The sequence below is a fragment of the Nocardiopsis sp. TSRI0078 genome, assembly GCF_001905145.1.
Taxonomy (GTDB): Bacteria; Actinomycetota; Actinomycetes; order Streptosporangiales; family Streptosporangiaceae; genus Nocardiopsis.
The window spans coordinates 531,341-550,662 of record NZ_LWLB01000023.1; the positions used below are offsets into that span (position 1 = coordinate 531,341).

Below are 19,322 nucleotides of genomic sequence, written 5' to 3' on the forward strand. Positions count from 1 at the left end.
GACCCCCCGGCCCCGCGATGCCCGGCCCTCACCACTCCCCCGGCGCCCCTGCCTCCTCCTGCCCTCACCCGGTCCCGCAGAACACCCCTGGCGTGTACGGCGCACAGCAGGCGGCGGGGGCGCCCGTGCCCCACGCCGCCCGGCCCGGCGCGTACCCGGGCGCCGGGTGGCAGCAGCCGAACCAGCCGTGGGGACCGCCGCCCGCGGCGGCGCGGCCGCGCCGCCGCGGCCTGGGCGTCCTGGTCGGCTCGTCCGCGGCCGCCGTGATCGCCCTCGTCGCGCTGGCCGCGAGCATCCTCATGGTCGCCACCACCCCCCGCGAGGAGCCCCGGCCGACCGGTACCGACCTGTCCGCCCGCTACGACGAGCGCCTGGACGCGCGGCCCAACGCGGTGGAGGTCGACCTGGTCGACCACCCCCTCTACGGCGCGTCCGCCCCCGAGCCGGTCGACTGCAGCACCCCCGAGCTGGACATGAATTCGGACGAGTCCTGGGAGGAGTTCGCGACCGCCTCCGGAGTCTGCCTGGACGAGCTGTGGGCGCCCACCCTGGAGGGGATGGGCCTGTCCGTGGAGCCCCTGGAGTTCGCCGTCACCCAGGACTCCCCCGACGCCGACGGCGCGGAGGGCTACACGCTCGCCTACTACGAGAGCGACCTGGCCCGCATCACCGTCGTGCTGCCCAACGTCCGCCACATGGGCGCCCAGATCCCCGCGAGGCACCGAGAGGACGTCTGGCTCGCCCTGATGGGGCACGAGTACGGCCACCACGTGCAGCACGTCACCGGCATCCTCACCATCTCGCACGACCTGCGCTGGAACGCGGGAAGCGAGGAGGACGAGCTGGACACGCTCCGCCGCACCGAGCTCCAGGCCGAGTGCATGGCCGGGGTGGGCCTGCGCGGGATCACCGGTGCCGACGAGGAGACGCTGGAGGCCGTCAACGCCCACTTCAACAGCGGCGGCGACCTCGACACGCACGGCAGCGCCGGCAACAGGGCGTTCTGGCTGGAGCAGGGCTGGTCGGAGCCGACGATGGACGGCTGCAACACCTACGGCGCCGAGCCGGGCCAGGTCACCTGAGCACCCTGCGGTAGGCCTCCCAGCCGTGGAGCTTGACCCGCTCCCCCCGGTCCAGCTCCGCGGCCTGCTCCGCCTCGGCGGTGTCGATGCGCAGCCAGTCCTCGTAGTCGCTGTGCGCGACCCCGTGCTCGTCCAGCACCGTCTCCAGCGGCACGAGGTCCGGGGCCGCCCCGCGCAGCGCCTCGGCGTCCTCCAGCAGGGAGCGGACGGTCCCGGCGGCATCGGACTTGTTGGTGCCGATCACCCCGGTGGCTCCCCGCTTGATCCACCCGGCGACGTAGTCCCCCCGGACCACGCGTCCGTCGGCGTCCAGGACCCGGCCCGCCTCCTGGGGGACGGTGCGGCCCTCGGGGTCGAAGGGCACCCCGGACAGCGGGACGCCCGCGTACCCCACCGAGCGCAGCACCATCCCGGCGGTCAGGTCGGTGGTCCGGCCGGTGCCCGTCAGGCGCCCGTCGTCGTCCAGACGGGTGTCCTCCACGCGCACACCGGTCACGTGGTCCGTGCCGAGGACCTCCTGGGGCCGGGCCCAGAAGTGCAGGTGGACGGTGCGGGGCCGCCCCTCGGGACGGCGGCGCGCGTGCTCCTGCAGGAGCCTGAGGTTGGTGCGCGCGGCACGGGCGACCTCGCGCAGCTCGGGGGCTCCCGTGCCCACGGCGGTGGGGTCGATGTCCACCTGGTCGGCGCGCACGAGCACGTCCGCTCCGGGCAGCGCGAGCAGGTCGCGCAGCTCCGGCGCGGTGAACTTGGCCTGGAGCGGGCCCCGTCGGGACAGCAGGTGCACGTCGCGCACGCGGCTGGCGGCGAGCACGTCCAGGACCGGCTGCGGGATATCGGTGTGGCGGAGCTCGTCGGCGGTCTTGGCGAGGATGCGGGCCACGTCCAGGGCGACGTTGCCCGCCCCGACCACGACGACCTCCTCCGCGTCGAGGACGAACCGTTCCAGGCCGGTGTCGGGGTGGCCGCAGTACCAGTTGACGAAGTCGGTGGCCGCGACGCTGCCGGGCAGGTCCTCCCCCGGCACGCCCATGCGGCGGTCCACGGCGGCGCCGGTGGCGTAGACGACGCCGTGGTGGGTGCGGGCCAGGTCGGCGCGTGTGAGGTCGGTGCCGAACTCGATCCCGCCGACGAAGCGCACGTCGGGGTGTTCCAGGATCCTGCGCAGTGCCCGGGCCACGCCCTTGATCTTGGTGTGGTCGGGTGCGACGCCGTAGCGCACCAGCCCGTAGGGGGTGGGCAGGCGGTCCATGACGTCGACCCTGACGGGCACGCGGCGCTGCCTGGTGAGGGCGTCGGCGGTGTAGACACCGGCCGGGCCGGAACCGATCACGGCCACGCGGAGCGGTTCGGCGCCCTCGGTGGGCTGCTGCTCAGGTTCGGGAGAGGTCATGTGCCCATTCTGGCAGCCCGGGGCGCTCCCCGGGCTGCCGGAAGGGCGGCGGCCTGCGGCCGGGAACGGGTCAGGCGGTCTCGTCGGCCAGCTCGTCGGCGGCCGCGTCGGTGCGGCGGGAGACCGTCTCGGTGAGCCTGCGGGACAGTTCCTGGGGGGTCAGGCCCTGCTCGCGCAGGATGCTGTCACGCTTGGCGTGGTCCAGGAACTCCTGCTCGATACCGAACGTGCGCACCGGCACGTCCACGTCGTTGTCGCGCAGCAGGCGGGCCACGGCGTCGCCGACGGCGCCGGTACGGCCGTTGTCCTCGACGACCGCCACGACGCTGTGCTCGGCGGCCTCGCCGACCAGGGCCTCGTCCAGCGGCTTGACCCACAGGGGGTCGACGACGGTGACGCCGAGGCCCTGGGCGGCCATCCGGTCGGCGACCTCGCAGGCGACCTGGGCCATGGTGCCCACGCCCACGATGAGCAGATCCTTGGAGTGTCCGCTGTCCTCGGCGCGGCGCAGCAGGTCCATGGAGCCGACCTTGCCGACCGCGTCCACCTGCTCGGTGACGGCGCCCTTGGGGTAGCGCACGACGGTGGGCGCGTCCTCGACGGCCACGGCCTCGCGCAGCAGGGCGCGCAGGCGCTCGGCGTCGCGGGGCGCGGCCAGGCGCAGTCCGGGGACCACCTGGAGGATGGACATGTCCCACATGCCGTTGTGGCTGGCACCGTCGTTGCCGGTGACCCCGGCGCGGTCCAGACAGAACGTGACGCCCTGGCGGTGCAGGGCGGCGTCCATGAGCACCTGGTCGAAACAGCGGTTGAGGAACGTGGCGTAGACGGCCACCACCGGGTGCAGGCCGTTCATGGCCATACCGGTGGCGGCGGTGGCGGCGTGCTGTTCGGCGATGCCCACGTCGAAGATGCGGTCGGGGTAGGCCTCGGCGAACTTGCTGAGGCCGGTGGGGTGGAGCATGGCGGCGGTGATGCCCACCACGTCCCGGCGCTCGGCGCCGATCTCCACCATGGTGTCGGCGAAGACGGAGGTCCACTTGACGACCTTGGGGCCGGGCTTGGCCTGGCCCGTGGCCACGTCGAAGGGGCCGGGGGCGTGGAACTGGTCCTCGTCGTGGTTCTCGGCCGGAGCGTAGCCCTTGCCCTTCTGGGTGAGGCAGTGCACGATCACCGGGCCGCCGAAGTCGCGGGCGCGGCGCAGTGCCTTCTCCAGGACCTGCTCGTCGTGGCCGTCGATGGGCCCGAGGTACTTCAGGCCCAGGTCCTCGAACATCATCTGGGGCTGGATGGCGTCCTTGAGGCCCTTCTTGATGCCGTGCAGCGCCTCGTAGAGGGGCTGGCCGACCACGGGGGTGCGGTTGAGCGTGGTCTTGGCCAGGTCCAGGGCCTGCTCGTACCCGGGGGCCATGCGCAGGGAGGCGAGGTGGTCGGCGATCCCGCCCATGGTGGGCGAGTAGGAGCGGCCGTTGTCGTTGACCACGATGACCAGGCGGCGGTCCTTGCGCGCGGCGATGTTGTTGAGCGCCTCCCAGGCCATGCCGCCGGTGAGCGCGCCGTCGCCGATGACCGCGACCACGGTGCGGTCCCGAAGGCCCCGCACCTCGTTGGCCCTGGCCATGCCGTCGGCGTAGGACAGGGACGTGGAGGCGTGGGAGTTCTCGATGAAGTCGTGCTCGGACTCTGCGCGCGAGGGGTAGCCGGACAGACCGCCCTCGGACTTGAGGTTGGTGAAGTCGTGGCGGCCGGTGAGGACCTTGTGCACGTAGGCCTGGTGGCCGGTGTCGAAGAGGATGGGGTCCTTCGGCGAGTCGAAGACCCGGTGCAGCGCGATGGTCAGCTCCACGACACCGAGGCTGGGACCGAGGTGCCCGCCGGTCTGGGAGCAGGAGTCGACCAGGAAGCCCCGGATCTCCTGTGCCAGCGCAGGGAGCTGGTCGGCCGGGAGCCTCTTGAGCTCTTCCGGATTGTGTATCGACTCGAACAGTGCCACTGTCTCGTCAGTCCCCTCGTCCAGCGTGTCCGTTGAGTTTGCCGCCCCGGCCCCTGACGTGGGCCGGATCCGACTACCGGCAGGTATACATACCCGAGTTTATGGGTGCACGTCCACGGGTCCTACCCAGCCCCGTGCGGGTGGGGAACCGGTTCCGCCGCCCCGCGAGCCCACCCGCCGGGCGGCCGGGACCACGCCGGACTCCGCCCGGGTTTTCGCGTACATTACTCGGTCCGCGAAGCGGTTCGTCCCGGTCGGGGCGGCTCAGCCGAACACCGCCTGGCCCAGCAGGCCGAGCGCGGAGGCGGACACCACGCACAGCATGGCGACGCGCAGCCACGCGGCGTTGACCCGCCGGCGCAGCACGTTTCCGGCGAGGAAGCCCACGCCGACGAGGGGGATGGCCAAGGCCCCGACGACGGCGGTCCGCAGGTCCATCTGGCCGCCCAGGGTCAGCGCGGCCAGGGACACCGCGCCGCCGCAGAGGAAGAACGCGGCCAGGGTGGCGCGGACCCTGGCGGGCTCCTCGTGCTGGTAGAGCAGGGCCATCGGGGGGCCTCCGACCGAGGTGGCGGTGCCGGCGAAGCCGGACAGGGTCCCGGCGGCCACGAGCGAGGCCGGGGTGATGCGCACCCGCAGGGACCAGACCGACAGGACCACGGCCACGAGCACCATGGCTCCGACCGCTCCGGCCAGGGCCCGGGGCTCCAGGACCGCGACCACCCACACGCCCAGGACGGTTCCGGGCAGGCGCGCGGGCAGTCCCCAGGCGATGCCGTGCCAGTCCACGTGCCGCCACTCCTGCAGGAGGGTGAGCGCCGGGAGGATGATCACGGCGACGAGCAGCGCCCCGGGCATGAGGGTGGGGTCCAGGAGGGAGATGACGGGCGCGGCGACCAGTCCGAGGCCGAGGCCGACGGTGCTCTGCACGGCGGCGCCGGTGACGACCGCGAGCGCGGCGAGGACGACGAACGTCCACAGGTCGTCCCCGCTGAGTATCCCGTGGCCGGTGGGGGAGAAGAGTTCTGCGAGGTTCGAGGTGGACACGAGGGCGGGGAGGGCTGTGGTTTCCGTAGGCACGACCCGCGACGCTACACCCCGACTTTCCCTACCAGGATCGGGAGGTAGGAAGGTGGGACGACCATCCGGAGGCGGGACGGGGCCGGGAACGACGAGGGCCCGGCCCGGCGCTCGGGGCGCCGGGCCGGGTGGGAGCGGGCGGAGACGGTGGGGAGTGAGGCACCGTCGGCCGCCCCGGGATGGTCCGTGTCCGCCTGTCAGGCGCCTCCCCTGGCGTGGGTCTTGCGACCCCGGCGGGAGAAGGCGTCCAGGATGACCGCGATCAGCAGCACCGCGGCGGTGATCATGAACCGGACGGCGGTGTTCATCTGGAGCAGCAGCAGGCCGGAGGTGATCGCGCCGAGGACCAGGCCGCCCAGGAGGGCGGAGTAGGCGTTGCCGCGTCCGCCGAAGAGGCTGGTGCCGCCGATGACCGCGGCCGCGATGGCCATCATCAGCTCCTCACCGCCACCGGTGGACACGCTCGCGGCGAAGTTGCGCGAGGTCAGCATGATCCCGCCCAGGGCGGCGAGGGCGGAGGCGATGCCGAACACCGAGATGCGGATCAGGTCCACGTTGATGCCGGCGCGCCGGGCGGCCTCGGCGTTGCCGCCGACGGCGTAGACCATGCGGCCGTAGCGGGTCTTGCGCAGGACGAGGTCGAGGACGACGACGAAGCCCACGAAGATCAGGAAGGCCAGCGGCACGCCCTTGTACTGGTTGAGCACCCACACGCTGCCCAGGAGCGGCAGCAGCAGCAGGGCGGCCCTGAAGAGGAGCTCCACCGGGGGCTTGTAGGGCAGGCCCGCCTGGTGGCGGCGCCGCTCCACCGTCGCCACCGAGACGAAGTACAGGACCGCGGCCAGGAGCGCGATCCCCCAGCCCACGGCCGGCACGAAGAAGGTCTGGGTCAGCAGGGAGATCGGCCCGCTCGGGCTGGTGTTGATGGTGCCGTCGGCGCCCATCAGGTACAGGTGCAGGCCCTGCCATCCCAGCAGGCCCGCGAGGGTGACCACGAAGGCCGGCACCCCCAGCTTCGCGAAGACGAAGCCGTGCACCAGCCCCACCAGGAGGCCGATCGCCAGGGCGGCGGCGATGGCGGCCCACTCGTTGACGCCCTGCTTGACGGCCAGGACGCCCAGGACCGCCGCGGCGAGACCGGCGACCGAGCCGATGGACAGGTCGATCTCACCGAGGAGCAGGACCATGATCACGCCGGTGGTCATCAGGCCGATGGCGGCGATCTGCACGGTCAGGTTGGACAGGTTCTGCGGCGACAGGAACCGGTCGTTGGCCGACTGGAAGACCACGGCGATGAGGACCAGGCCGATGACCACCGGAATCGGACCCAGCTCACCGCTGCGCAGATTGCGCTTGAGGGCCTCGATCCACCCCTTGGGCGAGGCGGCCGTGACCAACAGACGCGGATCGCGCTTCGACTCGGCCGACTCGGCCCCGCCCTGCGCGGGTGCCTTGGAGACAGGGGTCTGCTGGGTCATCACTTGTCCTCCGTGGCCAGGGCCGAGGCACCGGTGCGCTCGGAACGGCGGCTGACCGGGTTGTCGGCGGCACCGGTGATGGCGGCCACGATCTCCTCGTAGCTGGTGTCCGCGATGGGGAAGTTCCCGGCGTTGCGGCCCAGCCGCAGCACCACGGCGCGGTCGGCGACCGCGCGCACGTCGGCCATGTTGTGGCTGATCAGCAGCACTCCCAGGCCCTTGTCGCGCAGGCGCTCGATGAGGTCGAGGACCTGGGCGGTCTGGGCGACGCCCAGGGCCGCGGTGGGCTCGTCGAGCATCACCACGCGCGGCTGCCCCAGGAGGGAGCGGGCGATGGCGATGATCTGGCGCTGGCCGCCGGAGAGGGAGGCCACCGGGACGCGCAGGCTGGGGATGCGCACGGACAGGGAGTCCAGCAGTTCCCGGGCCCGGCTCTCCATCTCGACCTCGTCGAGGGTGCCGGGGAAATGCAGCTTCTCGTTGCCCAGGAAGAGGTTGCCGACGATGTCCAGGTTGTCGCACAGGGCGAGGTCCTGGTAGATGGTGGCGATGCCCAGGCGCTGGGCGTCGGAGGGCCCGCTGATGGTGACGGGCTTGCCGTCCCAGGTGATGACCCCGCCGCTGTCCGCGGGGTGGGCCCCGGAGATCACCTTGACCAGGGTGGACTTGCCCGCGCCGTTGTCACCGAGCAGGGCGACGACCTCACCCTCACCGACGTGGAAGTCAACGTCGCTCAGGGCGCGGACGGCGCCGAAGGTCTTGGAGATCCCGGACAGTTCCAGGACTGGTGTGCTCATGCGTTCGCTTCTCTTCTCTCGTCCCGGCCCGGGCGGGCGGACAGGTGGTGTCCGCCCGCCCGGGCCGGGCCGTCGCACCGGTTCCTAGAGGGCTTCCTGGCAGAAGTCGGTGTCGGCGTAGTCGTCGGTGCAGATCTCCTCGATGCTGTAGATCCCGTCCGAGACGACCGTGTCGCCGACGTTCTCCGCGGTGACCGCGATCGGCTCCAGCAGGACCGACGGGACGGTCTCGCCGCCGCCGTCCTCGACGTCGGTGAGCGTGTACTCGCCCAGCTCGGGGTCCTCGCCGGTGGCCAGGCCCACGGCCATGGCGGCCGCGATCTGGGCCTCGGGCTCGATGGCCTTGTAGACGGTCATGTACTGCTCACCGGCGATGATGCGCTGGATGCCGGCGAGTTCGGCGTCCTGTCCGGTCACGGGGGGCAGGTCCTCGACGCTCACGCCCGCGCTGCGCAGCGCGGAGATGACACCGGAGGCGATGCCGTCGTTGGCGGCGTAGACGCCGGTGATCTCGTCCAGGCCCAGGGAGGTGATGGAGCCCTCCATCTGGGAGTTGGCCTCGTCCGGCGACCAGTCCGGGGTGTCGAACTCCTGGCCGACCTTGATCTGGTCCTCGAAGACCTCCATGGCGCCCGCCTTGAAGCTGGCGGCGTTGGGGTCGGTGGGCGAACCGTGCATCACGACGATCGAGCCCTCACCGGTGGTGCCCTCCGCCTCCAGGGCCTCCAGCAGGGACTGGGCCTGGACCTGGCCGACGCGGTGGTTGTCGAAGGAGACGTACATGTCGGCGCCGCCCTCGGCGAGGCGGTCGTAGGCGAGCACCGGCACGCCCTGCGACTTGGCCTCGTTGACGGTCCCGGCCGCGGCCGCGGCGTCGACGGCGTCCAGGACGAGCACGTCCACGCCGTCGGTCAGCATGGCCTGGGCCTGGGTCTGCTGCTCGTCCACGTCCCCGTCGGCGTTGGCGTAGGACACCTCGCAGTTCGGGCAGAGCTCGGCCATCTCCGCCTCGAAGAAGGGGCGGTCGAAGGCCTCGTAGCGGGCCGTGTGGAGGTCGGGCAGGAGGAGGCCGACCTGGAAGCCCTCCTCGACGGTGTGGGTCTCCTGCTCACCCTCGCCTCCGGAGGTGGTGAGCGAGCCGCAACCGGTGACGAGGAGTGCCAGAGCCGCTCCGGCGGCGGCGAAACCGCCGGCGGCCGTGCGGCGCGGTGTGAAGCGTCGTGTGTTCAACGCGGGTGCCTCTCATGACGGGGGATGCGAACGGTGGAACTCGCGAGTGGTGGAGTGAAGTCAAACCCCGCCGCCACCTTGCCGTCAACTCCTGAACACATAACCGAAACATCACGAGTCTTGTGTTCACGCTGTGAACAGAACGAAAACCCAGGCCACAGCGGGGATCCCCGCGTGTGAGCTTGTGTGAAGGGAACCTGGTTTTTTACCGAACCGCGGTTGCGACCCGTCGCTGACCTCGGTGTTCGCCGCCCGCCAGCTTATGCGCGGATACCGTCCCATGGTGCCCGGACACCGTACGGATCCGCTCCGGGCCCCGATCCGGGCCGGAGGGGCCCACGGGCCGGGCACGAAAGGGGCCGGGGAACGTCCGCGCCACCGAGAACGCGGGGACCCGGCGGTACGGGAGGCTGGGCCCGCCCCGTCCCTCGGGTCAGTTCACGTGCAGCGCGGCCATGCGCAGTGCGCCGTACAGGGCCGCGTCCCGGCCCAGCGCGCTCGGTACCAGTTCGAGCCGGTCCAGGGCGCTTCCCAGCGAGCCCAGCTCCATCGCCCGGCGCATCGGGTCCAGCAGCAGCTCCCCCGCCTCGGCCAGCTCCCCGCCCACGATCACCCGATCGGGGTTGAACAGGTTCGCCATGATCGCGGTGCCCTGGCCCAGCGCGGTACCCGCCTCGGCGATGATGCGCCGGCTGCCCGGGTCGCCCTCCAGCGCCGCCGCCACCATGTCCGGGACCCGGACGGGCCCCGGGCCGCGGGCCGCACCGTTGTCCTGCGGCAGCATGTCCAGCAGGTAGTTCGCGCCCACGAAGGTCTCCAGGCAGCCCCGGTTGCCGCACCGGCACACCTGTCCGCGCGGGTCCAGGGCGATGTGCCCGATCTCCCCGGCCGTGCCTCCCGCGCCGCGGAAGAGCCGGCCGGACATCATGATGCCCGCGCCCACGCCCTCGTTGATGACCAGGTGGACCACGTGTTCGGCCCCCACGCCCGCGCCCTGGTGCTGCTCGGCCAGGACCGAGAGGTTGGCGTCGTTCTCGGCCAGGGCCTCCACCCCCAGCCGCTCGGTCAGGGCCTCGGCCGGGCGGAACCCCGCCCAGCGGGGCACGCAGGAGATGTCGCCGACCTCGCCGGTGGCCGGGTCGACCGGGCCGGGGACGGAGACCACCACCGACGACACGGTGCCCAGGTCGATCCGCGAGCGGAGCAGTGTGGTCTCGGTCAGCCAGGCGGCGCGCCGTATCCCGCGCTCGGCGTCGGAGGCCACGTCGTAGTCGATCTCCTCGCGGGCCAGCATGTTGCCGTCGCTGTCGCCGATCGCGACGCGGACGCACGCGGCGGTGAAGTCGACGGCCACGACGGTGCCGGGCGGGCGCAGCAGCGTGACCGCCCTGGCCCGGCGGCCGTTGGAGGAGGTGTCGCGCACCGAGACCGTCCCGGCGGCGCGCAAGCCGCGGACGATGTTGGAGACGCTGGCCGCGGACAGGCCGGTGGACCGGGACAGTTCGGCCTGGGTGCACGTCCCGTCGCGGCGCAGCACGTCCACGACCCGCCGCTCGTTCGCCTGGCGCAGGGCGGACTGGGATCCCGGCGTCGCGGTGGCCTCGGTCACCAGTTGCCCCTTTGCCTTGGTGGTCTCCCGGCGCTTCGGCACCGTTGCGAGGAATGCTACAAGCATTGAACGCAAGCCGAAACTTCGCGTCGTCGGCGTTAGGGTCCGAACGTGACCAGACCACGCATCAGCACCGCCGAGCCCGGATGGCCGCACCGCCTCGCCCGGACGGTCCCCTCCCCCGGCGCGGGCCGCGCCCGTGTCGTGGCGGTCGAGGGGCGCTCGGGCGCGGGCAAGAGCACGGTGGCCGAGGAGCTCGGCGCGGCGCTGGCCGCGCGGGGGGAGCCGACCCGCGTGCTGACCATGGAGGACCTCTACCCCGGCTGGGAGGGCCTGGCTGAGGCGCCGGAACTGCTGCGGGAATGGGTCCTGGAACCGCTCGCGCGCGGGGAGCGGGCGGCATGGCGGCGCTACGACTGGGAGCGGGGCGCGTTCGCGCGGGAGTGGACCGCCCTGCCCGGCGACGTGGCGGCGGGCGGGGTCCTCGTGGTGGAGGGGTCCGGCTCGGGCGCCGCCGCCGTGCGCGGCCTCCTCGACCTGCTGGTGTGGGTGGCCGCGCCCGACGGCGAGCGCTCGCTGCGGTTGGACGGCCGGTGGGACGCGGGCCTCTACGCGCCCTACCGGCGCGTGTGGGCGGAGCAGGAGGAGGCCTTCCACCGGCGGGACCGCCCCCGGGAGCACTCCGACGTGGTGGTCGACAACTCCTCGCGCGGCGACGGCGGCGGACCGGTCGGTTGAGGGCCGAGAGCGCTCATCCGGCTCCCGGTGCAGACGTCCCTCCCCGGCGGAGACCGGCGAAGGCGCCGACCAGACGCGCGACGACCGTGGTCAGGAACAGCGTTCCGGTGACCGCCTCGGCCGCGGAGAGCGTGCGCGCCCACGTCGAGACCGGCAGGACGTCCCCGTAGCCCAGGGTGACCAGGGTGACGAAGGAGTAGTAGAAGAGCTGCTGCCAGGCGACCCGGCCACCGGGGTGGGAGGAGTCGGCGAAGCTTCCGGGGGAGGCGCTCTCCAGGACCGCGAACACGGTGGTGAAGAACCCGCCGAGCAACAGGTAGACGCACACCGCCGCCAGGACGAGATCCGGTTCGTGGGTACGGCTGCGGCGGTAGACGAACCTCAGCAGCGAGTACATCAGCACGATCTGGAAGGCCGCCGCCGCGACGAACATGGACGTCAGCGCCGGGCCGTGGCCACCGGTCGCACCGGTCCACGCCCCGCAGCCGAGCAGGACCGCGCCCGTGACGGCCGCCGGAGCGACCCGGTCGCGCTCCCCGCGTACCAACAGGACGCCGGAGAGCACCACCCCCACGTACGTGACCAGGTACAGCGCCGCCCAGAGCGGACCGTGGAGGGTGACGGGGCACCCGAACTGGACGAGGACCACGAACCCGAGGAACACTCCGAGGTGCACGGGGCGGCCCGGCCTGCCTCCGCGTCTGCGCACGGGCTCACTCTGGCACGCTCCCCCTCGCCCGAAGGGGAGCCGCGCCGGTGTCCGCGGCACCGGCGGACCGCTCCGCGACGCGTCAGGACCCGCAGATCTCCCGGGCCCTGCGCAGGTCGGTGTGGATGCGGTCGACCCCCGCCGTCAGCGGCGGCAGCTGCGAAGCCACCCCGTTCAGCTCCCCGTAGCGCTGGCTGCGCCGCACCGGGCTGCCGAAGGCGATCCGCACGGTGATCTCCGCCAGGACGGCTCCGACGAAGCCGATCACGCCCACGGTGAGCAGCAGGTTGGTGATCCCCTCCATGGCGGCGCCCATCGCCAGCTCGGTCACGATCCCGGCGGGGATGCCGAGGATGGCGAACCGGCAGAGCCGCAGGGCGAGCACCAGCCGCTCCTGGATCCGCACCCGGCTGCGCAGGGAGTCGTGCCTGGTCCTGACCTCGCCGTGGCGCTTCTCCCAGTGCCGCCGCTGCTCGGCCAGCGCCCGCATGGTCGGCACCGCGCCGTAGACCACCGCCGCGTACCCGGCGTTGACGGGCAGCGGCGCGGTCCGGACACGGTTCCACAGGATGGCCACCCACTCCCCCACGCCCGTGTCGCCGCCGTCGCCGGGCGGCACCATCCGCTCCGGGTGCAGCAGGAAGGTCAGGATGAGGGCGGTGCTGACGTTGACGTGCGCGGCGCGCCACCCCTCCAGGTCACTGGTCAGCTGCCTGTGGAAGGCGTTGGCGGCCTGCTCGGCCTCGTCGAGGTACTCGGCGAGCCGCATCAACTCGCCGGAGTCGTCGCCGTGGTGGGCGCCCATGATCCGGAGCAGGCTCGGGCGGGCCATCAGGAGCATCTCGTTGGCCAGGGGCGCGCCGGTGAGCAGGGGGCGCGGGTCGGTGAACATCTCGCGCAGTTCGGCCACGGTGGCGCCCCTGCCGCGGAAGATGGGCGGCAGGTCGGGGCGCAGCTGGGAGACGAAGGAGGCCACCGCCAGGTTGGCGTCGCTGTTGGCGTGCCCGCGGAACAGGGAGCGGTCCAGGGTGGTGTCGCCGAGGTCGTTGACGAGCCAGGCGCCGAGGGCGGACCGCTCGGCCGGGTCGCTGAAGACCTGGACGGCGGCGCTCCAGTTCTGCTGCATCGCCGCGGCCAGATCGCGCGGGTCGGTGAACCGGATGCCGTGGAAGTGGTACGGGGGCACACCGGCGTGGTGCCGCGGCGGCGCGGCGGGCCCCGAGCCCACCGGCCCCGACGCGGGGGGCGGGGAGTACGGCGGCGGTGACGCGGGGGCGCCGTGGGGCGGCCGCGTGCCGGGAGCGGCGGGGTCCGGACCCGGTGCGGGCGGCGCGGTGTGGGACGGAGCCGCGTGGGGCGGAGCCAGACCGGCGGAGGGTTCGGCGGAATCGGCGCCTCCGGGCGCCATCCGCGTGTAGGCGCGGGTCGGGTCCACCGGGACCTGCGGGGCCACCCTGGTCGGGTCCACCGGGGTACGGGTCGCCACACGGGTGGGGCTCACCCGCGCGGGCGCGTCGGAGGCGGCCCGGGCGGGGTCCGCGTCCGCCCCGGTGTACGCGTCCCGTGCGGTCCCGTTGGCCCCCGCCCCCGGGGAGGGCGCTCCCGCGGCCGGGGGCCGCCCGCCGCCGGCGGGCGCGCTGACCAGCCGGTTGAGCAGGGTGGTGGCGTCGGGGCGGCGCTCGGGGTCCTTGTCCAGGCAGGAGCGGACGATCCCGGCCAGCGGCTCGGTGAGCGCGCCGAGGTCGGGCTCCGCGCCCAGGATGCGGGCGATGCGGGAGGCCTGGGTGGGTCCGGGGAAGGCCTCCCGCCCCGTGGCGGCGTAGACCATGACCGAGCCCCAGGAGAAGATGTCCACCGCCGGGGTCAGCCGCATGCCCTCCAACTGCTCGGGCGCCATGTACCCGATGGTCCCCACCACACCGCTGGCGGTCACCGAGGTCGTCTCCACGGCGCGGGCGATACCGAAGTCGATCACACGGGGGCCGTCGGGGGCCAGCATGATGTTGTCCGGCTTGAGGTCGCGGTGCACCACCCCCGCGGCGTGGATCGCCGCCAGGGCGGTGGCGGTGGAGATCGCCAGCCGGTGCAGTTCGACCCCGCTCCGGGGGCCGTCCTCGGCCACCGCCGCCTGCAGGGTGGGGCCCTCGATGTACTCCGTGGCGATCCACGGCTCCTCGGCCCCGGGATCGGCGTCCAGGATCGCGGCGATGCAGAAGCCGCTCACCCGGCGGGCCTGCTCCACCTCGGTGGCGAAGCGGCGGCGCATCTCGGGGTCGCCCGCCCAGCTGGCGTGCAGGAGCTTGACCGCGGCACGGCCGCCGTCGGGGGCCTCGCCGAGGAAGACCTCGCCGAAACCGCCCCTTCCCAGCGAACGCACCAGTCGGTAGTTCCCCGCCATGCGGCCCGGGTCCCGACCCGTCCCGCCGCTACCGCCCCGGCCGTCCTGGTCGTCCACCGGTCCACCCCGTATCCGTCGTCATCACATCCCCGGTAGCCCATGACGGGCCCGTGGGAACTATAGCCACGTTTCGGTCGGCCCGAACCCGGTGACATGGGCAGGTACCGAAGTTCCACTCCGTAGGGGCAGATGGTGGCCCCCGGGGCTGGTGTTCAGCGAGGTGCGCATCCGATACCGCTCCGTTACGTCCCCGCCGGTCGGCCGCGACGGTGGTCGCCGCGCTGGATCCGCTGGACGAGGTCGTCGGTGAGGGTGCCGTACCCGGTGGCGGCCCACACGCTGTCCTCGGCGGGCACCTCGTAGTACGGGACCGTCTCCCCCTCGTACTCGGCGGGCAGGACGACGGGGCGCACCCGGTCGCGTACGGCCCTGGCGCACTCGGCGCACAGCGGAACGCGGATGGTGCGCGTACCGCCGAACTCGCGCCAGGACGTCACCTTGGTCTCCGTGCCGTGCAGCGGGTTGGCGTAGCAGTGGCGGCGCCGGACGGCGGTACGCGCGCCCCTGGAGGCCTCCTCGATCGCGTCCTCGGCCATGTCCAGCAGCACGAGCACGCCGACGGCGTCGGGCAGGGCGGCCCCCTCGGCCGCCATCCGGTCGTGGACGGCGGCCGCCGCGGAGCGTGCGTCCAGGGCGCGCCGCAGGCTCTGGTGCGCCTTCTGTCCCCTGCTTCCCCCGGAGTCCAGGCGGCTCAGGCGCTCGCCGACCTCGATGAGGTCGCGCTCCCCCTGTTCCACCAGGGAGTCCAGCCGGGCCCGGTCGGCGTTGTCGAACGCGGCGTGCTGGGCGACCGGGGCCGCCCTCCCGGCCGGCCCCGCCGTGAACCGGCGCCGGAGGAGCAGTGCCGACACGAGCGCGAGCAGGACCGCGGCCACGGCCCCGAGCCAGGCCGGCGGTCCCGTGCCCGCCTCCGCGTCCGTGCCCCGGGCCGCGACCGCGTCCTGCGTTTCGGTGGCCTCCGGGGCCGCCTCGTCCGTGCCCCCGAGGTGGGGGTTGGCCTCCTCGTAGGCGCGGAGGGCCTCGTCGTAGGCCGCACGGGGGTCGTCGGACAGCGCGGTCTCCACGGCCAGGTCGACCTGTTCGAGCATGGAGCCGTCGAAGCCGGTCCCGTAGGAGGCGACCAGGGAGCCGTAGTGCGCCGGGGCGCTCCCGCCGGAGGAGAAGTCCGCGCCGTGGAACCCGCCGTGGACGTCGTAGGCCAGGTAGTGGCCCCCTCCCCCGCCCCTGCGGTCGTGCAGGACCGACAGCAGGGCGGCGGCGTCGCCGTCCCACGCGTCGCCCTCCGCCAGGGGCACCACGACCACGTACAGGTCCAGGCCGGCGGAGTCGATGGCCCCGTCCACGCGCTCCTGCTCCTCCGCCGGGAAGGCGCTCTCGTAGGCGGGGTCGACGTACACGCGCGACGCGGCCAGGGCATCGGCGACGGTCTGGACCGGGTCCCGCCGGTCCCCGGCCCCCTGGGCCGACGCCCCGGCCGCGGGGAGCAGGACCAGCAGGGCACAGGCACCGGCGGTCAGCGCTCGTGCCGCGTACCGGAGCGTCGGCAACTCAGAGGGCATCGGTCTCCTCCACGAGCCTCTTGACCATGCGGCCGGGACTTCGCGCCCCGAAGCGGTGCCGGACCCACGTGCGGTCGTCCAGCGACAGGTAGCTCCTCCACGCACCCCCGCGGTCGCGGACGCGCAGCACGTTCGCCTCCTGCTCCTTCCGGGGCAGGCCGGCGCACCCCCGGCACAGCGGTGCGACCGTGCCCCCGGTCACCCCGGAGCCGTGGAGGCCCCTCGCGGGGCCGTGCAGGGGGTTGACAGCGCACAGGGCCCCGTCGGCGGGGGCACCGGGGGCCTCCAGCACCGCGTGCACCCTTCGGGAGACGGCCACCACGCCCACCAGGTCCAGGTCGTCGGGGTCACCGTCCATGACCATCAGCGCCGCCTCGATCTGGGGCATCAGCGAGCGCGGGACGTGTGCGGCCCGGCCGGAGGAGAGCAGGGAGCCCAGCCGCGCGCGCTCCCTCCCGGCCAGGGCGCGCAGGGAACGCGACGAGGGGCTGCGCCACCGCTGCCTTTGGATCGCGCGCGCCAGGGCGAGGGGGCCGAGCACGGCGCCGGCGAGGAGCAGGGCGGCCAGGGGCCCGAGGAACAGCAGTCCGGGGAGGAAGCCCTCGGAGAAGTACCTCTGCGTCCGTGTGGCGGGGACGTACACCGGCTCCTCGGCGAAGTAGGGCGCGTCGTCCGCCTCCGGCGATGTCTCCGTGTCCGCGACCAGGTCGAGTACGGCCTCGATCGCCCGTGCCGGGGTGGGCTCCTCGACCCCGTTGACGGCCGACCACAGGGTGTGGGCGCCGATCCCCACGCCGACCGGGAACGCGCCCACCTCGACGGAGCCCTCGTGGGAGCGCCCGGACACGACGACGTAGACCGCGTCCTCTCCGCTCACCGAGGCCAGGGCATGGGCCAGGACCTCCGGATCCCCGCCGAACTCGTCGGTGCCGTCCATCGGCATGACCACCGCGCGGACCGGGACCGGTGCGTCGGCGATCCGGGCCGCGGTCCCGGCCAGTCCCTCCAGCGGCACCGGCGCGAGGGGGTCCACGTACAGGGGCGCGGGGGCCTGTGCCAGCTCCCGGGCCAGGCGTCGCACCCGCACCGCGGAGGGGACGTAGGGCGGCTCGGAACGCGCCTCCTCCACCGGATCGGGAACCTCCGCTCCCCCGGGGGGAGCACTGAGCGTGCGGGAGAGGGGAAGCAGCGCCACGGCCGCGGTCAGGGGCAGCACGAGCGCCAGAGCTCCGGCGTACACCCGGGCCCGGGGCCCGCCGGAACGGGGGCGCCGGGCCAGACGCCAGGCCGCGTAGCAGCCCAGGGCGAGGACGGCTCCCGCCCCCGTTCCGGCCATGAAGCCGGTGTTCCCGGGGCCGACGGAGCTGGTGGGGTCGAGTTCGCCGAGGAGCTCCTCCCACGCCGTGGGCTCGGATTCGTGCTCCCACTCCCGGGCGGCCCGCTCCTCCACGCCGGGGTCCACCAGCGCGGCGGCGTAGTGCTCGGCGAGCTCGTCGACGGGGGTCTTGTGGTCGACCCCGGGCTCCTTGGCGACCGCACTGGTGGCGGCGTCGACGGGCAGGTCCACTCCGTGGGCCTCGGCCTCGATCCAGGCGCTCTCCGGCCGGATGTGGACGTAGATCCCCTCCTCGCCGAGCCTGTCGTGCAGCGAGGGCAGCATCTCCCCTCCCCACTCCGCTCCGGTGCCCGGGAAGGGGCTGGCGACGACGTGGTAGGGCACGCCCAGCTCACCGAAGGCACTGTGCAGGTCCGCTTCGAGCCGGTCCGTGTCGTACCTGCCGGACAGGGCCTCGTCCACGACCACGGCGGCGCCCTCGGGCTGTTCGGACAGCAGGGCGGCGTAGTGGGTCGCGGGGGTCACGCCCTCCTCGTAGGCCCGGAGGTCGGACTCGGGCTCGGCCGAGGCCGGCGCCGCGGCCAGGAGGGGGAGGAGGGCCAGCGGGGAGAGGAAGGAAAGAACCGGTACGGGGGTCCGGAGACGGAGACCGGTGACACCGAGCATGCGGTGAGCATATCGGGGATTTACGGACGTCCGTCGACATGAAAGCGGTTACCCGGCCTCTCGCGCGGACATCGGGGCCGTGGGATAAACGCGACATACCGGATCATCACGCGGGATCCGCGCGACGCCCCCGGCGCCGATCCCGCGCTCCGCGTCCGCCTTTCACGCGGTGCCCCCGATTTTGGGGTTCGCACAGCTTCCTGGTGTTCCCTCTTGCCCTCCTCCGGCCGCAGGCTGGGAAGCGGGGACGACGCCGGGTGGTTCCATGGCGCTCTTCGCGCCTCGCGGACCGCACCGGTCCGGGACCACCCGATATCGGCGGTTCCCCGCACCAAGCCACGAAGGGAAACCAACTGCCATGCAGAAGAAGACCCTGTACCGAGTCACGCTCACCGTCATCGCCGCGCCCGTACTCGCGTTCGGAGCTCCGGCCGTCGCCTCGGCGGACGCCTACTACGAGTCGGAGACCAGCGTGGCCGGCCACGGCGGGGCGTTCAACCACGAGGTCGAGTCCTTCGCCGGGGATGGCGAGGCCTGGTTCGAGGAGTCCTGGGACTACGCCGGCAAGGACGGCGCCTACTCCTCCAGCACCGAGAGCGGTGCCGACTAGCGCCCCACGACCGGAGGGGACGGGCTCCCGGTACCGCACGCCGGTGCCGGGAGCCCGCGGGCCCGGCGGCCCGCGCACGACGCCGGTCCCCGTACCGCCCGGCGGTACGGGGACCGGCGGTCCCGTCTCTGGTGGGGTGGTCAGGCGGTGGTCGTGGTCCCCGACGACTCGACGAAGGCCTTGAAGCGCTTCATGTCGCCCTTGGCCCGTGCACTGACCAGCCCGAGCTTGTCGCCGAGCTGTTCGACCACGCCCTCCGGGACGGTCTTGAGCTGGAGGGTGATCTTGCTGCTCGTGTCCGAGAGGCGGTGGAAGGTCACCACACCCGCGTGGGTCGTGCCGTCCGTGGTCTTCCAGGCGACCCGCTCACCGGGGACCTGCTCGGTGACCACGGCCTCGAACTCCCTCTTCTGGCCGCCGATCTCGATGGTCCACACCATGTGCCCGTCGCCGGAGCGGACGACCTTGTCGACGCCTTCCATGAACGCCGGGAACTCCTCGAACCTGGTCCACTGCGCGTAGGCGGCGGTGACCGGAACGTCGACTTCCACCGACTCGATGATCTCTGACATTGGTCCGATTCCTTC

15 protein-coding genes are annotated in these 19,322 nt (G+C 73.2%); 3 read left to right on the plus strand and 12 right to left on the minus strand.

Going from position 1 to position 19,322, the window contains the following annotated elements; all coding sequences use genetic code 11:
• Positions 1–92 precede the first annotated feature (92 nt).
• On the plus strand, positions 93–1,082 hold the full coding sequence (locus A6A08_RS28860; protein ID WP_338013131.1) for a neutral zinc metallopeptidase: 990 nt from the start codon (positions 93–95) through the stop codon (positions 1,080–1,082).
• Here the strand turns inward: A6A08_RS28860 and A6A08_RS16610 are convergent.
• From A6A08_RS16610 to A6A08_RS16640, 7 genes are all read right to left on the minus strand, one after another.
• The gene (locus A6A08_RS16610; RefSeq protein WP_073703490.1) at positions 1,075–2,472 is read right to left on the minus strand and encodes an FAD-dependent oxidoreductase; all 1,398 of its coding nucleotides are present in this window, start codon (positions 2,470–2,472) and stop codon (positions 1,075–1,077) included. The genes A6A08_RS28860 and A6A08_RS16610 overlap by 8 nt on opposite strands.
• A 70-nt stretch (positions 2,473–2,542) precedes the next feature.
• Positions 2,543–4,465: a 1-deoxy-D-xylulose-5-phosphate synthase gene (dxs, locus tag A6A08_RS16615; protein WP_073703491.1), complete on the minus strand. Its 1,923-nt coding sequence runs from the start codon at positions 4,463–4,465 to the stop codon at positions 2,543–2,545.
• Between the two features lie 264 nt (positions 4,466–4,729).
• Positions 4,730–5,464, minus strand: a complete 735-nt coding sequence (locus A6A08_RS16620) for a sulfite exporter TauE/SafE family protein (protein WP_242422687.1) — start codon at positions 5,462–5,464, stop codon at positions 4,730–4,732.
• A gap of 278 nt (positions 5,465–5,742) precedes the next feature.
• Positions 5,743–7,023: a sugar ABC transporter permease gene (locus A6A08_RS16625; protein ID WP_073703493.1), complete on the minus strand. Its 1,281-nt coding sequence runs from the start codon at positions 7,021–7,023 to the stop codon at positions 5,743–5,745.
• Entirely contained in the window at positions 7,023–7,820 is a 798-nt protein-coding gene (locus A6A08_RS16630; protein WP_073703494.1) for an ATP-binding cassette domain-containing protein, read from the minus strand. The genes A6A08_RS16625 and A6A08_RS16630 overlap by 1 nt, the downstream gene beginning before the upstream one ends.
• 84 nt (positions 7,821–7,904) lie before the next feature.
• Positions 7,905–9,050 (minus strand): substrate-binding domain-containing protein, encoded by a 1,146-nt coding sequence (locus A6A08_RS16635; RefSeq protein WP_073703495.1) that lies wholly within the window; start codon positions 9,048–9,050, stop codon positions 7,905–7,907.
• 433 nt (positions 9,051–9,483) lie between these two features.
• Positions 9,484–10,659 carry an ROK family transcriptional regulator gene (locus A6A08_RS16640; protein WP_073703496.1) on the minus strand — a complete coding sequence of 392 codons (1,176 nt, stop codon included), beginning with the start codon at positions 10,657–10,659 and terminating at the stop codon, positions 9,484–9,486.
• A gap of 111 nt (positions 10,660–10,770) precedes the next feature.
• Here A6A08_RS16640 and A6A08_RS16645 point away from each other — a divergent pair, with 111 nt between their 5' ends.
• Positions 10,771–11,397, plus strand: a complete 627-nt coding sequence (locus tag A6A08_RS16645; RefSeq protein ID WP_073703497.1) for a uridine kinase — start codon at positions 10,771–10,773, stop codon at positions 11,395–11,397.
• Positions 11,398–11,410: 13 nt separating this feature from the next.
• Here A6A08_RS16645 and A6A08_RS16650 read toward each other — a convergent pair whose 3' ends face one another.
• The 4 genes from A6A08_RS16650 to A6A08_RS16665 all read right to left on the minus strand — a co-directional run bounded on the left by A6A08_RS16650 (position 11,411) and on the right by A6A08_RS16665 (position 18,125).
• The gene (locus A6A08_RS16650; RefSeq protein WP_242422670.1) at positions 11,411–12,106 is read right to left on the minus strand and encodes a potassium channel family protein; all 696 of its coding nucleotides are present in this window, start codon (positions 12,104–12,106) and stop codon (positions 11,411–11,413) included.
• Positions 12,107–12,188: 82 nt separating this feature from the next.
• Entirely contained in the window at positions 12,189–14,561 is a 2,373-nt protein-coding gene (locus A6A08_RS16655) for a serine/threonine-protein kinase (RefSeq protein ID WP_242422672.1), read from the minus strand.
• Between the two features lie 185 nt (positions 14,562–14,746).
• The gene (locus A6A08_RS16660; protein ID WP_073703500.1) at positions 14,747–16,123 is read right to left on the minus strand and encodes a hypothetical protein; all 1,377 of its coding nucleotides are present in this window, start codon (positions 16,121–16,123) and stop codon (positions 14,747–14,749) included.
• A complete protein-coding gene (locus A6A08_RS16665) occupies positions 16,113–18,125 on the minus strand; it encodes a hypothetical protein (RefSeq protein WP_073703501.1) in 2,013 nt (670 codons plus the stop codon). The genes A6A08_RS16660 and A6A08_RS16665 overlap by 11 nt, the downstream gene beginning before the upstream one ends.
• Before the next feature lie 358 nt (positions 18,126–18,483).
• On the opposite strand from A6A08_RS16665, the gene A6A08_RS16670 reads away from it, so the two are divergent.
• Positions 18,484–18,735: a hypothetical protein gene (locus A6A08_RS16670; protein ID WP_073703502.1), complete on the plus strand. Its 252-nt coding sequence runs from the start codon at positions 18,484–18,486 to the stop codon at positions 18,733–18,735.
• A 140-nt stretch (positions 18,736–18,875) separates the two neighbouring features.
• Here A6A08_RS16670 and A6A08_RS16675 read toward each other — a convergent pair whose 3' ends face one another.
• Positions 18,876–19,307 carry an SRPBCC family protein gene (locus tag A6A08_RS16675; RefSeq protein ID WP_073703503.1) on the minus strand — a complete coding sequence of 144 codons (432 nt, stop codon included), beginning with the start codon at positions 19,305–19,307 and terminating at the stop codon, positions 18,876–18,878.
• Positions 19,308–19,322 lie beyond the last annotated feature (15 nt).